General features: G+C 71.6%; 14 protein-coding genes and 1 pseudogene. 6 read left to right on the top strand and 9 right to left on the bottom strand.

Features of this window, described 5'->3' with window-relative positions; all coding sequences use genetic code 11:
- Window positions 1-51 precede the first annotated feature (51 nt).
- On the top strand, window positions 52-210 hold the full coding sequence (locus tag Drose_RS26710) for a hypothetical protein (protein WP_260724075.1): 159 nt from the start codon (window positions 52-54) through the stop codon (window positions 208-210).
- Window positions 210-419 carry an ester cyclase gene (locus Drose_RS26705; protein WP_260729809.1) on the top strand — a complete coding sequence of 70 codons (210 nt, stop codon included), beginning with the start codon at window positions 210-212 and terminating at the stop codon, window positions 417-419. Before Drose_RS26710 ends, Drose_RS26705 begins: the two co-directional genes overlap by 1 nt.
- Before the next feature lie 43 nt (window positions 420-462).
- Here Drose_RS26705 and Drose_RS26700 read toward each other — a convergent pair whose 3' ends face one another.
- Together Drose_RS26700 and Drose_RS26695 are read right to left on the bottom strand one after the other, a co-directional pair.
- Window positions 463-834, bottom strand: a complete 372-nt coding sequence (locus tag Drose_RS26700; RefSeq protein WP_260724074.1) for a hypothetical protein — start codon at window positions 832-834, stop codon at window positions 463-465.
- Between the two features lie 93 nt (window positions 835-927).
- Window positions 928-2,412: an MFS transporter gene (locus Drose_RS26695; RefSeq protein ID WP_260724073.1), complete on the bottom strand. Its 1,485-nt coding sequence runs from the start codon at window positions 2,410-2,412 to the stop codon at window positions 928-930.
- A gap of 295 nt (window positions 2,413-2,707) precedes the next feature.
- On the opposite strand from Drose_RS26695, the gene Drose_RS26690 reads away from it, so the two are divergent.
- The 4 genes from Drose_RS26690 to Drose_RS26675 all read left to right on the top strand — a co-directional run bounded on the left by Drose_RS26690 (window position 2,708) and on the right by Drose_RS26675 (window position 4,432).
- Complete coding sequence (locus tag Drose_RS26690; protein ID WP_260724072.1) at window positions 2,708-3,166, top strand: methyltransferase family protein; 459 nt, start codon at window positions 2,708-2,710, stop codon at window positions 3,164-3,166.
- Between the two features lie 6 nt (window positions 3,167-3,172).
- Window positions 3,173-3,328 (top strand): hypothetical protein, encoded by a 156-nt coding sequence (locus Drose_RS26685; protein WP_260724071.1) that lies wholly within the window; start codon window positions 3,173-3,175, stop codon window positions 3,326-3,328.
- A gap of 488 nt (window positions 3,329-3,816) precedes the next feature.
- Window positions 3,817-4,014: a type II toxin-antitoxin system VapB family antitoxin gene (locus Drose_RS26680; RefSeq protein WP_260724070.1), complete on the top strand. Its 198-nt coding sequence runs from the start codon at window positions 3,817-3,819 to the stop codon at window positions 4,012-4,014.
- A 10-nt stretch (window positions 4,015-4,024) separates the two neighbouring features.
- A complete protein-coding gene (locus tag Drose_RS26675) occupies window positions 4,025-4,432 on the top strand; it encodes a PIN domain-containing protein (RefSeq protein WP_260724069.1) in 408 nt (135 codons plus the stop codon).
- A gap of 131 nt (window positions 4,433-4,563) precedes the next feature.
- Here the strand turns inward: Drose_RS26675 and Drose_RS38835 are convergent.
- The 7 genes and pseudogenes from Drose_RS38835 to Drose_RS26645 all read right to left on the bottom strand — a co-directional run.
- Window positions 4,564-4,900, bottom strand: a pseudogene (locus Drose_RS38835) (site-specific integrase); the annotation flags it as partial.
- Window positions 4,901-5,191: 291 nt separating this feature from the next.
- Window positions 5,192-6,163: a formylglycine-generating enzyme family protein gene (locus Drose_RS26670; RefSeq protein WP_449245995.1), complete on the bottom strand. Its 972-nt coding sequence runs from the start codon at window positions 6,161-6,163 to the stop codon at window positions 5,192-5,194.
- A gap of 26 nt (window positions 6,164-6,189) precedes the next feature.
- Window positions 6,190-6,510 carry a DUF202 domain-containing protein gene (locus Drose_RS26665; RefSeq protein ID WP_260724068.1) on the bottom strand — a complete coding sequence of 107 codons (321 nt, stop codon included), beginning with the start codon at window positions 6,508-6,510 and terminating at the stop codon, window positions 6,190-6,192.
- Window positions 6,511-6,912 carry a YidH family protein gene (locus Drose_RS26660; RefSeq protein ID WP_260724067.1) on the bottom strand — a complete coding sequence of 134 codons (402 nt, stop codon included), beginning with the start codon at window positions 6,910-6,912 and terminating at the stop codon, window positions 6,511-6,513.
- 5 nt (window positions 6,913-6,917) lie between these two features.
- Window positions 6,918-9,173, bottom strand: a complete 2,256-nt coding sequence (locus tag Drose_RS26655; protein ID WP_260724066.1) for an arylsulfatase — start codon at window positions 9,171-9,173, stop codon at window positions 6,918-6,920.
- A 28-nt stretch (window positions 9,174-9,201) separates the two neighbouring features.
- Window positions 9,202-11,457: an arylsulfatase gene (locus tag Drose_RS26650; protein ID WP_260724065.1), complete on the bottom strand. Its 2,256-nt coding sequence runs from the start codon at window positions 11,455-11,457 to the stop codon at window positions 9,202-9,204.
- Between the two features lie 84 nt (window positions 11,458-11,541).
- A complete protein-coding gene (locus Drose_RS26645) occupies window positions 11,542-12,555 on the bottom strand; it encodes a LacI family DNA-binding transcriptional regulator (RefSeq protein WP_260724064.1) in 1,014 nt (337 codons plus the stop codon).
- Window positions 12,556-12,557 lie beyond the last annotated feature (2 nt).

Genomic DNA, 12,557 nt, shown 5'->3' with positions numbered 1-12,557 from the left:
CTGAGAGCTGGTAAATACTAACCGTAATCGCGCAGCAGGCGGGGGTCACGCATGAACAACCAGGTTACGCCGCTGCGCCGTCCCTGCGACCGGACGTCTGGCGGTCGGCTGCCTGGGCTGCCGTTCAACCCGGCCGCCGCCGACGCCCGGGCGCAGATGACCGCCGACCCGCGGTTCGGGCAGCCGACCGTGACCCGCTGCGGCGGGTGATGCTCGGCGCCTGCATCGAGGACGGCTGCGATGGGGAGCTCAGCGCGACCACCGGCGTGCACACCGGCCCCTTCGCCGGGCATCCGCCGACCGGACGCCGGGTGAGCGAGCGGGCGCACGTGTTCTATCGGCTGGTCGACCACCGGGTGGTGGAGGTCTGGCCGATGGTCGACCGGGCTGGCCTGCTCCAGCAGTTCGCCGCGCGGTGAGCAGGCCGCGGCGGCTTCCGGTCGGGCAGCCCAGCGGCACCGATCAGCCCGGCGGCACCGTGGCCGACGGGTCGTCGACGTAGGTCACGACCGCCCGCGCCGCCGGCCGCCGGCCGTGGATCGCCGCCAGCACGATATCGGCGACCCGCCCGGCCGGCGGCGGTGCCCCGGTCGCGGCGGCCGGCACGACGAGGTCGACCGAGACGTCGCGGTCGGCGACGACACCGGTCAGGCCCACCGGGTCGTGGCGCTCGGAGAGCAGGTCCACCGGCGCGGCGATGGCGCGCCGGCTGGTGTCCTGCACGGTGACCACGACACCGCTGCGCAGCAGCGCCTCCGCGACCGCGAACATGATCGGTGAATCGATGTCGGTGACGAGCGCCGACGGTTTGGCAGGCCATTCGTCGCTGTCCATCAATCTCCACAGTGCCCTTCTCGTCGTCGTGCGTGTGGACGGGCGTCCGCGGGGCGGCCCGTGGCGGCCGGCCCCGAACCGCCCCGCGGATGCTCAGGTCTGCGCGGGTTGGCCCGTGGCCCGGGCCGACTCCGGCGCGTGCGCGGGAGCCTCGGCGCCGCGCACCCACAGCACCGTGCAGAGGCAGGCCAGCGCGCTCAGCGCCGCGGTGGCCAGAAACACCAGGCCCAGCGCGTAGGCGCCGGCATCGTGCACCGAGGGCAGATCGGGGGCCGCGCCGGAGGCCACGGAGGCCGCCGCAGTGCGCGGGTCGGCGGTGCCGCCCGCCAGCCGGTGCGACATCGCCGACAGGAACACCACGCCCAGCGCGGCCACGCCCAGCGCCTGACCGAACTGCCGGAACGTGGCCATCGCGCCGGAGGCCATGCCGCTGCGCTCCGTCGGCACCGAGGCGAGCACCGCGCCGTTCGTGCCCGGGCCGCCGATACCGATGCCGAGCCCGATCGCCACCAGGCCGGGCGCGAGGGTCCACGCGTTGGCCGAGGAGTGCAGCATGAGATATTCCAGGCCGCAGCCGACGGTGTTGAGCAGCAGCCCGAGGCCGATGGTGACCCGCGGCGACACGGTGTGCAGCCGCTTGCCGATCAGCGATGAGGCCAGGAACGAGGTGACCGCCATCGGGATGAGGGCGACGCCGGCGCCCAGTGGCGAGAGGCGCAGCACGCCTTGCAGCCAGATGGATGTGTACACCAGGCAGGCGAACGCCACCGAGGACGCCATGACGCCGAGCATCACGGTGCAGAATGACGCGTTGCCGAAGAGCCGGATGTCGAGCATCGGCGCTTGCTGGGCCTGCTCCAGTACCGCGAAGAGCACGAGGCCGGCCGCGGCGATGCCGAAGCACAGCAGCGTCGCGCCCTGCGCCCAGCCGTGCTCGCCGGCCCGGATCAGCCCGTAGGTCAGCGCGCCGGCGAAGACCGCGAAGGTCACGATGCCGGCGACGTCGACCCGGGCCCGCTCGGCCCGCGGCGACTCGGGCACGAACAGCACCGCCAGCAGCAGGGTGACGACACTGATCGGCAGGTTGATGAAGAAGATCGCCCGCCAGCTCAGGTACTGGGTGAGCACGCCGCCCAGGATCGGCCCGGCGGCGGCGGCCATGCCGAGCACCGCGCTCCAGTAGCCGATCGCCGTGCCGCGGTCCTTGCCCTCGTAGCAGCCGCCGAGCAGGGCCAGGGTGGTGCCGATCATCGCCGCGCCGCCGACGCCCTGTACGCCTCGGGCCGCGATGAGCACCGCGGTGTTGCCGGCCAGCCCGCAGGCCAGCGAGGCGAGCGCGAAGACGATCAGCGAGACAACGAAGATCCGCCGCTTGCCGAAGAGGTCGCCGAGCGACCCGGCGCTCAGTGTCACGATGCCCAGCGCCAGCGTGTAGATGTTGAGCACCCATTGCATGTCTGACAGCGGTGCGCCGAGGGAGCGAGCCATGTCCGGTAGTGCGACGGTCACCACGGTGGTGTCCACGATCAACATGAACGACCCCAGGCAGACCGCCACGAGGGGCCACCATTTCCGCATCTTTCGATTCCTTCCGCCCGATCGTGGGTTCAGCATCGGGGGCACCGGACTTGAGATCCAGTCGGCGGCGATTCTGCGGCGGATACCGGCATCATTTCTCGTTCCGGCGCCGAAATCCGGCAAGCTGGCGGACGGTTCCGGCCCCGACCGGACCTTCAGTGTTTCTTGTCCGGCCCGGCGCATGCTGCCAGTGCGATCGAACGACGACGCCGCCTCACGAAGGGACGAACCATGGTGCTGACCACCCCCCGTCACCGACGCCGACATCCAGCAGCAGGACGCCGGCCTACAGGCGATGATGGACCTCGCCAGTGGGTTCTGGCGGGCGCAGGCGCTGTTCACCGCCGTCGAGCTAGACCTGTTCAGCCTGCTGGCCCGGAAGCCCGCCACTGCGGCGGACATCTGCGCCTCTCTCGGCCTGCGCCCGGGAGCGGGTGACGACCTGCTCGACTCGCTCGCCGCGCTCGGGTTGCTGCGCCGCGACGGCGGGCGCTACACCAACTCGCCGACCGCCGCCCGCTATCTCGACCGGACGCAGGAGTCGTACGTCGGCGGCTTCTTCCTCTTCATGCGCCACACGCTGTATCCGCCCTGGAGCCGGCTGCCCGAGCTGATCCGCACGGGGGAGCGGCAGGAGGGCCGCGAGACCTTCAGCGAGTGGTATCGCGACCTCGACGCGGCGTGCCGTTTCATGGACGCCATGGACAGCGTCTCCGCCCCGGCGGCGCTGGCGCTGGCCCAGCGGTTCGACTAGGACGCGGTGCGGACCGTCGCCGATCTCGGCGGCGCGCGTGGCAACCTGGTCGCCCGGCTGGCCGCCGCCCACCCGCACCTGTGGGCTGTCTGCTTCGACGTGCCGCCGCTGAAGCCGCTTTTCGACGAGCACGTGGCCAAGCTCGGGTGGCCGACCGGGTGACCTTCAGGGCGGTGACTTCCGCGCCACCCAGCTCAAGAGACGCAGACGCGCATCGGGATCGGCGAACGTGTCTGAACAACAGCAACGCTCCGGCGCTCCTGGCGGCAGGATGACAGCACGTCAACGTTTCCAGCGAGCCCGTATCGCCGCCCACGTCTCATGGGTGAACACCGCAGACCGTACCGCCCGGACGGCGCCGGCCACTCTCGGGCGCGACCGCCGAGAGCCAGACCACCTACACGTACGACGCGGGGAACCGGATCACCTCGATCGCCGACTCGGCGCTCGAGTCCGACGACGCCCGATCCTGGGCGGGTTGATCAACGAATACTCGCAGGCAGCGTAGCCGAACCGGATTTACGAGCCCGACAAGTCGAGTTTCCGCGTTGGTGGGAGAGCCGAGCGCTCCCGTGCTGCCGCAGGGCGAGTTCCCGTGAAGTGATGATATCATTGCGGAGGTTGAGTTGATATCAAGCTGGAGGTTCGGGATGCGGACCGTGATCGATTTGGACAATGATGCGTTGGCCGATGCAGCGGCTGAGCTCGGCACGACGACCAAGGTGGCTACGGTGAACGAGGCGCTACGCCTTGCTGCGGCCCGGAAGCGTACGGCCGCCTACCTAGATCTGCTTGCCGAGCTGAACCTGGACGATACCGATCGAGGCCAGGCATGGCGGGCTGCCTGACCGACCGCTGATGCTGTTTCTGCTGGACAAGTCTGCGCACGAGCTCGCCAGGCGTGATCCCGACGCGCGACGGACATTCGAGACCATGGCCGTCACCGGCGTACTGGCCACGTGCGCGATCGTCGAACTCGAAATCCTGTACTCCGCCCGTAATCCCACCGACCACCGGCGGCTCAAAACCTACCTGCGGGATCAGTGCGTGTGGCTGGAAACCAGCGACGACACGCTGATCGCTGCCGCCGACCTCCAGGAAGCGATGCTTGCGGCCGGCATGCATCGCAAGCCGCTCCCCGACCTTATTATCGCGTCGGTCGCCCGCGTCCACGGCGCCGTACTGGTGCACCACGACCGCGATTTCGATGACATCGCAACAGTCGCATCCGACCTCCGCACCCGGTGGATTGTCCCGCCTCGCTGATCACCAGCGGGGAAGCGGACACTGCGCCTGCCGATAATGCCATCCATGCAGGTGGCGGGCACGGTTTGCCTCCTGCTGCCCAACGCTGTGGTGGGAACATCGTTTGTGGTTCGTGCCGGTGGCGGTTCTATGGAGGTCAGTGCCGTTCCGGTGTCCTCGATGGAGCGGCGGTCCGGGTGCAGGTATCGCTGTGTCGTGGTGATCGACCCGTGCCCTGCGATCTTCCGCAGGACGTGGACCGGCACGCCTGCGTCGGCGAGCCACGTCAGGCCGCCGCGACCGCTTGCCCTTTGTCCCCTTGTCGATCAGGCGACCCGGCCCGGGGGTGGTCTGCCGGCGCACGGTCCATGTCCACGTGTCGGGGTCGACGTCCTCGGCCCGGACGCCGGACACCTCGCCGATCCGGGCGGCGGTGCACGCGGCGAACACGACCACCTCGCCCCACCCCGCGAACTGACCGTGCGAGCGCGAGCATCGACCGGGCGGTGTCGGTCACCGGGTCACCGCCGATGACGTGCTGCGCGGCCTTGAAGTGGGCGATGAAGAACGCGGTGAGCCGTCCCGCGTCGGTCATCCGGTCAGCGTCGATCGGCTTGCGCCACCCGTCTGCGGTGCTCATGTCGTGTCGGATCGCAGTCTGCCCAAACGCAATCGCGCTCCGGTCGGCGTGCGCGCGCCTCGCCGATCAACACCGTGGAGCCGGATCGAGACCAGGCCGACGACCATGGCGCGGGTCCGGAGCTCGTCGAGCGGATGCGGCTACGGCACCTCGGCGGCGCAGCGGAAGCCGCAGTGTCCGGTCGAGCTGTCCGGGGTGCTGCTCGTGCGGGCGGCCACCCGGTAGCGGTTGCAGTAGCTCACGTGGCACAGGTACGAGCCACCGCGCATCGTGCGGGCCGTGCCGGACGGTGGGCCTTTGGGGTCGATGCGGGTCTGGCGGGTCGCCTGGCGGTGCCAGTCGGCGCTGAACCAGTCGGCGCACCACTCCCAGACGTTGCCGGAGGTGTTGTACAGGCCGAATCCGTTGGCCTCGAACGCGTCGACCGGTGCGGTGCCGGCATAGCCGTCCTCGGCGGTGTCCACCTGGGGGAACGTGCCCTGCCAGGTGTTGCACCGGTGCACCCCGCCGGGTGTCAGTTCGTCGCCCCACGGGAAGCGGGCTCGTTCGCGTCCGCCGCGGGCGGCCATCTCCCACTCCGCCTCGGTCGGCAGCCGTTTGCCCGCCCACGCGGCGAACGCGACGGCATCGTTCCACGACACGTGCACCACCGGGTGGTCCGGCCGGTCGGTGACGTCGGAGCCGGGGCCCTCCGGACTGCGCCAGGTGGCGCCCTCGACCGCGAGCCACCACGGTGCCCCGGGCACGGTCGCGTCCATGACGTGCGGCCGTGCCGCCGGGTGCAGCAGCCGATGAAACACGAACGACCAGCCGAACTCCTCGGCCTCGGTACAGTATCCGGTGGCCGCGACGAAGGCCGCGAACCGTGCGTTGCTCACGGCCGTCGTGTCGATCCGGAACGCCGGGAGGGTCACCTCCCGGATCGGGCCCTCTCCATCAGCGGGGAACGCGTCGGGGTCGTCGCCGCCCATGAGGAAGCTCCCGGCGGGCACGGTCACCATCGCGGCGTCGTCGGTGCCGCGGCCGCCGGTCGGTGCGGCGGATCGGCCGGCGGACGGTTCGGCCGTGGCCGGCGGCGGCACCCGTCCGGGGGAGCAGCAGCTATTCGTCATCTCTTGCCCTTTCGACACGGCGCGGGTCACGGCCGGTGCGCCAGGAGATCCAGCAGGAACAGCACACCGAAGACGGCGTTGCCGGCGGCCAGGGTGGCCAGCGGCCATGCCGTTGCCGGCCGGGGCGGCTCGGGCCGGGCCAGGGTGCGCCGCCGCCGGCGCGCGGTCACGAACGTCGCGGCGGTGAGCGCGAACGCCAACCCGACGAGCAGCAGCACCGTCAGGTCGGTCCGGTCCCGCAGATAGCGCGGGATGAACAGCACCCCGTTCGCCAGGCAGCACGCGGCGGTGCGGGTCCACGCGATCGCGGTACGTTCGGCCTGCAAGCCGGGGTCGAGGAGGGCCATTCACGGCCCGGCCAGCATCATGACGCACACCACGAGCCCGGTGGCGGCCAGCCCGGCCGCCACGACCCAGACGGTCGCCGAGCCGGGCAGCGGCCGGCCGCGACGCATCGCGCGTTGCACGGTGCGCCAGCGCAGCACGGCGGCGATCGCGGTGACGACGCTGAGGACGGTGAAGCCCAGCCCGGTCGCCTCCCGCACGGCGGGCCGGCCCAGCAGCGGCACGAACTGCACGACGGCGACGCCCGCGGCCATCAGCGCGAGTGAGGTGCGCAGCCAGGCCAGCACGGTGCGCTCGTTGGCGAGCGTGAAGCGGTAGTCGGGCTCGTGCTCGACCTCTGGCACGGCCTCCGCGCCCTCGCCTCGCGTGCCCGGCCCCGCCGCGGAGACCGATTCGGCCGGCACGGCGGTCAGTCCATCGCCAGCGGCCGCTCAGCGGCCGGGTGCGGATCGGCCACCGTCGGGCCGAGGTCGATGAACACCTCGTGCAGGGTACCGGCGAAGGTGAACGGCGGCTCGTAGCGCGGGCTCACCGGCGACGGTGAGTTGTGCCCGCACTGCAGCGACAGACAGCCGAGGCCGGCCGGGAGCACGGCGGGGACGGGAGCCCGGTGCACCTCCACGCCGTCGACGGTGAACGTGGCCTCGGCCCCGTCGTGGTCCCCGGTGAACGTCAAGGCGACGGTTGCCGGTCCCAGTACCAGCGGCTCGGGCGCGGTCACGACGGTGTGCCGACCGGCGAGGTTGAGGTCGAGGCAGAGCCGGCCGTCGTCGACGAAGAAGCTGAACCCTGCCGCCCGCCGCCCGTAGGCGAGCAGGACACCGTTGTCGCCGGGCCGGTGCCGTTCGAGGCGTGCGGTGACGGTGAAGTGACGCCCTGCGAAGTCCGGGCCGGCCGGTCCGTTGGCGAGGCGGGCGCCCGGCAGCAGCCGGTACCGCGGCCGGGCCCACGCCGGGTCCTTGACCGCGACCCGGCTCTGCATCCGGTCGTCGAGCGGCAGGACGCCGTAGGCACGTGCGTCCTCCCACCAGGCCGTCACGAGGTCCGCGACGATCTCCGGATGTTCGGCGGCGAGGTCGTGCAACTCGGCGAAGTCCTCGTCGAGGCGGTACAGCTCGAACCGGTCGGCGTCGAACGGGGTGCCGGGCCGGTGGGTGGTAACGGCCTTCCAGCCGTCGCGGTAGATGCCGCGGTGCCCGGCCGTCTCGAAGTACTGCTGCCGTCGCTGTCCGGCGGCGCCGGGCTCGCTCAGCGTGTAGAGCATCGACGTGCCGTGCACGGGAAGCTGCGGCACGCCCCGGTAGGAGTCGGGCGCCTGCACTCCGGCCGCCTGCAGTACCGTCGGCAGCACGTCGATGACGTGGTGGACCTGGGTGCGCACCGAACCGGGCGCGGCGATCTTGCCGGGCCAGTGCATGATGAGCGGCGCGCGCACGCCGCCGCCGAACGTGTGCTTCTTGTACAGCTTCAGCGGGGTGTTGCCGGCCTGGGCCCATCCGGACGGGTAGTGGTTGTGGGTTGCCGGGCCGCCGAGTTCGTCGATCTGCTCCAGCGCATCCTCGAACCGGTCGGCCAGGCCGAGGAAGTAGCGGTACTCGTTGGCCGAGCCGTCGGCGCCGCCCTCGCCGCTGGCGCCGTTGTCGGACAGCACGACCAGCAGGGTGTTGTCGAGCTCGCCGATCCCGCGCAGGTAGTCGACGAGCCGGCCGATCTGCGCGTCGGTGTGCTCCATGAACCCGGCGAACACCTCCTGCATCCGGGCGTAGAGCCGGCGCTGGTCGTCGCCGAGGTCGGCCCAGTTGGCCACGCCCTCGTTCGGCGGTGGCAGGGCGGTGCCCGGCGGCACGACGCCGAGCGCCATCTGGCGCCGCAGGGTGTGGTCGCGTTCGACGTCCCAGCCGTGGTCGAAGCGGCCGCGGTAGCGCTCGAGGTATTCGCGGGGCGCCTGGTGCGGCGCGTGACAGGCGCCGAACGCCAGGTAGAGGAAGAACGGCCGGTCGGGGGCGGCGCTGACGTGGTCGGAGACGTAGCGCTGGGCCCGGTCGACGAGGTCTTCGCTGAGGTGGTAGCCGTCGCGGCGGGGCGGCTCGACGTGGTGCTGGTCCTCCCACAGGTCGGGCGCCCACTGGTCGTCCTCACCCCAGAGGAAACCGTAGTAGCGGTCGAAGCCGCGGCCGGTCGGCCACTGGTGGAACGGCCCGGCCGGGGTCATGTGCGCGGGCGGGGTCAGGTGCCACTTGCCGACGGCGTAGGTGCCGTAGCCGGCGTCGCGCAGCATCTCGGCGAGGGTCGCCGCGCGCGGGGTGACGGCGCCGCGGTAGCCGGGGAAGCCGGTGTCGAAGTCGGCCAGGAATCCGACCCCGACCGCGTGGTGGTTGCGGCCGGTCAGCAGGCTCGACCGGGTGGTCGAGCACAGGCCGGTGACGTGGAAGTTGGCGAACCAGGCCCCGGACGCGGCGAGGGCGTTCATGGCCGGGGTGTGCGTGGCCGCGCCGTAGCAGCCGATCTGGCCGTATCCAACGTCGTCGAGGACGATCATCACGATGTTGGGCGTGCCGTCGCCGGGCCGGACCGCCGGGGCCCACCAGGGGGTCGAGTCGGCCACGGTGTCGGCGACGACACCGCCGAAGGGCGACGGCTCCAGCCGCGGGTCATGGTGTTGCATGTGTGGTCCGTTCAACTGGTCGGGCATGTCAGTCGTTCACCTCGTGGCCGCGGCCGGGGCCGCCGTCGAGCAGCTCGATCACGACCTGCCGCAGCGTGCCGGTGAACGGGAAGGGCCCGTCGCCGCCGGCGCGCACCGGGGACAGTCGGTCGCCGCCGACGTCGAGCCCTTGGAACGCCACGAAGTGCTCGAAGGTCTCGGCGAGGTGGGAGGAGGCCGCCGGCTCGCCGTCGACGAGCAGGGTTACGTCGGCGGCGGTGCCCTGGCCGGTCGGTTCGACCCGGACCGCCACCGCGCTGCCGCCGGCCGGCAGCGGCTGCGGTGTGCGGGTGATGTGGTGCGTGCCGTAGTGGTTGAAGTCGAACTCCAGGTGGCCGTCGCGCACCAGCAGCGCGAAGCCGCTGTTGACGCTGCCGAAGGCCAGCAGGACCCCGTCGCCGGTGTCGGCGGGACGGTCGATTGCGGCGCTGATCTCGAACGGGTGACCGGCCACGACCGGGGCGGCGCCGGTGCCGATGTGATGCATGCCGTTGTGGAGGACGAACCGGCTGCGGTTGCGTGGCGAGTCGGGCCGGATGTTGACCGTCGCCCGCTCGGCGAAGCCGCGGTCGTCCAGCGGCAGCACCTTGTTCTGTTCGGCCTCGGCCCACCACGCGTCGACGAGTTCGGCGAGCTTGTCCGGCATGCGGGCGGCCAGGTCGGTGCTCTCGGAGAAGTCCTTCTCCAGGTGGTACAGCTCCCAGCGGTCGTCGTCGTAGTCCGCGCCGCGGCGGTGGAACGCGACGGCCTTCCATCCGTCCTTCCAGATGGCCCGGTGACCGAGGGTCTCGAAGTACTGCGCGCGGGGGTCGATCGCGGCCGTGGGGTCGGTGAGGGTGCGGCGCATGCTCACCCCGTCGATCGGTAGCTGGGGCAGGCCGCCGAGGGTGCCGGGCGCCTCGATGCCGATCAGGTCCAGCACGGTGGGGACGACGTCGGTGACGTGGTGGAACTGGTCGCGGACGCCGCCGCGGGGCACGTCGGCCAGGGCCCGGGGCGGCCGCACGATCATCGCGGTGCGGATGCCGCCGGCGTGGGTGTTCTGCTTGTACCGCTTGAGCGGCGTGTTGCCCGCCTGCGCCCAGCCGAGCGGATAGTTGACGTGCGCGGTGCGCCCGTCGATCTCGTCGATACGGGCCAGGTTCTCGGCCAGGGACGGGAAGCGGCCGTTCTCGTAGGACGTGGTGTCGAGCACGCCGTGCGGGCCGCCCTCCTGGCTGGCGCCGTTGTCCGACACCACCACGACGATGGTGTCCTCGAGCCGGCCGATCTCCTCCAGGTAGGCGACGAGCCGGCCTAGTTCATGGTCGGTGTGGTCCAGGAACGCGGCGTACACCTCCTGGAAACGGGCGTAGAGCCGCTGCGCCTGCGGGCCGAGGTCCGCCCAGGCGGGCACCCCGTCGTTGGCCGGCGGTAGCTGGGTGCCGGCCGGGATGACCCCGGTGTCGAGCTGCCGCTCGTAGCGGCGGCGACGGATGACGTCCCAGCCTTCGTCGTAGCGCCCGCGGTACTTCGCCACGAAGTCGGCGGGTGCCTGGAACGGGGTGTGGGTGGCGCCGAAGGCGAGGTACAGGAAGAAGGGCTTCTCAGGCGTCATCGAGGTCTGGTCGCGGACGAACCCGATGGAGCGGTCGATGAGGTCGGTGGTGAGGTGGTAGTCCTCGTCGCGGGCGTCCGGCGGCGGCACCGGCGAGTTGTCGCTGTACAGCTCGGGGAAGTAGTGGTCGGTGAGGCCTTCCAGAAAGCCGTAGTAGCGCTCGAAGCCGCGGCCGAGCGGCCACTGGTCGTAGGGTCCGGCGGCGGTCGTCTCGTCCATCGGGGTGAGGTGCCACTTGCCGACGGCGAAGGTGTTGTAGCCGTGTTCGCGCACCATCTCGGCGAGGGTTGCGGCCCGGTGGGTGATCCGCCCGCGGTAGCCCGGGTAGCCGTCGTCGACGTGGGACAGGTAGGCCATCCCGACGGCGTGGTGGTTTCGCCCGGTCAGCAGGCTCGCCCGGGTCGGGGAGCACAGCGCCGTCGCGTGGAAGTTGGTGAACATGACGCCGTCGGCGGCGAGCCGGTCCATCACCGGCGTGTCGATCTCCGAGCCGTAGCAGCCGAGGCTGCCGAAGCCCATGTCGTCGAGCACGACGAACACGACGTTGGGCCGCCCGGTCGACGTCGGCCGGCTCGGCCACGACGGCACGGAGTCGCGGTAGGTGCGTCCGATGCGGCCGGCGAAGGGCTCCTGGACGGTGTCCGACACGTCGGTGTTCCTCTCGAGTACAGTGGATCGATCTACTTCAGTGCCACGGGTCGCGGCCGGCAGTAGCAGTGCAGGGGCGTGCGGTCAGGCGGCCGGGCAGCCGCACGACCGGCGCACGACGAGCTCGGGCTGCAGCAGGACGACCTCGGGCTCGGCCAGGGGGTCGTCCATCAGGCGCAGCAGCGCGGTGGCGGTGCGGCGGCCGACCTCGCGGCCGTTGGCGGCCACGGACGATATCGGCGGCTCCCACAGTGCGGCCTCGTCGACGTCGTCGAACGCGACGACCCGGACCCGGTCGACCAGGTGGGGCGCGACATCGCGCAGGGCGCGGTAGACACCGAACGCGACGGGGTCGTTGTGGCACACGATCGCGTCCGGCACCGGGCCTTCGGCGAGGAGCCGGGCCGCCGCGTCGCGGGCCCAGCGGCCGAGCGCGGGCCCGGGGCGGTGCGCGACCAGCCGGGCGCCGGGCACCCGGGCCAGGGCCGCGTTGAGGCCGGTCATCCGGTCCTGCCGCGGACGCAAACCGACCAGGCCACCCAGGTAGACGAACTGCCGGCAGCCGTGGGCGAGCAGGTGCTCGCCGGCCAGCTCGCCACCGCGGACATTGTCGATGCCGACGTAGGTGGTGCGGTGGGCCGCCTCGGCCCGGATCGTGACCACGGTGGGTATGCCGGTCGCGGCGAGCCGGTCGGCGAACGCTTCGTCGGTGCCGAGCGCGGGCAGCACCACGAGGCCATCGACCTGGTTCTCGATGAGGGCCCGCAGCAGCCGCTCCTGGCGCTGCGGGTCCTCGAACGCATTGGCGGTGAGCAGCAGCAGGCCGCGCTCGGCCAGCGCCGACTCGAGGCTGATTGCCATCTCACCCATGAATGCGTAGGCCGGGTCGGGCAGGATCAGCCCGACGGTCTTCGTCTGGCTGGCCCGCAGGGACGCGGCGCCGCGGTGGTAGACGTAGCCGAGCGCCAGCATCGAGGACCGCACCCGCTCGCGGGTGCTGTCGGCGAGGTTGCCGGCGTCGCGGATCACCAGCGACGCGGTGGCGCGCGAGACCCCGGCGTGTGCGGCCACGTCGGCCAGCGTGACGCGCTTGTTCACGA

Source organism: Dactylosporangium roseum (genome assembly GCF_025264685.1).
Classification (GTDB): Bacteria; Actinomycetota; Actinomycetes; order Mycobacteriales; family Micromonosporaceae; genus Dactylosporangium; species Dactylosporangium roseum.
Note: the sequence above shows the minus strand (reverse complement) of the source record. Positions and strands in the feature narration are given on the sequence as shown.

Excerpts from the sequence above, each read along its gene's own strand:
- Drose_RS26710 (WP_260724075.1), top strand. The coding sequence starts at position 52 with ATGAACAACCAGGTTACGCCGCTGCGCCGTCCCTGCGACCGGACGTCT.
- Drose_RS26705 (WP_260729809.1), top strand. The coding sequence starts at position 210 with ATGCTCGGCGCCTGCATCGAGGACGGCTGCGATGGGGAGCTCAGCGCG.
- Drose_RS26700 (WP_260724074.1), bottom strand. The coding sequence starts at position 834 with ATGGACAGCGACGAATGGCCTGCCAAACCGTCGGCGCTCGTCACCGAC.
- Drose_RS26695 (WP_260724073.1), bottom strand. The coding sequence starts at position 2,412 with ATGCGGAAATGGTGGCCCCTCGTGGCGGTCTGCCTGGGGTCGTTCATG.
- Drose_RS26690 (WP_260724072.1), top strand. The coding sequence starts at position 2,708 with ATGATGGACCTCGCCAGTGGGTTCTGGCGGGCGCAGGCGCTGTTCACC.
- Drose_RS26680 (WP_260724070.1), top strand. The coding sequence starts at position 3,817 with ATGCGGACCGTGATCGATTTGGACAATGATGCGTTGGCCGATGCAGCG.
- Drose_RS26675 (WP_260724069.1), top strand. The coding sequence starts at position 4,025 with ATGCTGTTTCTGCTGGACAAGTCTGCGCACGAGCTCGCCAGGCGTGAT.
- Drose_RS26670 (WP_449245995.1), bottom strand. The coding sequence starts at position 6,163 with ATGACGAATAGCTGCTGCTCCCCCGGACGGGTGCCGCCGCCGGCCACG.
- Drose_RS26665 (WP_260724068.1), bottom strand. The coding sequence starts at position 6,510 with ATGGCCCTCCTCGACCCCGGCTTGCAGGCCGAACGTACCGCGATCGCG.
- Drose_RS26655 (WP_260724066.1), bottom strand. The coding sequence starts at position 9,173 with ATGCAACACCATGACCCGCGGCTGGAGCCGTCGCCCTTCGGCGGTGTC.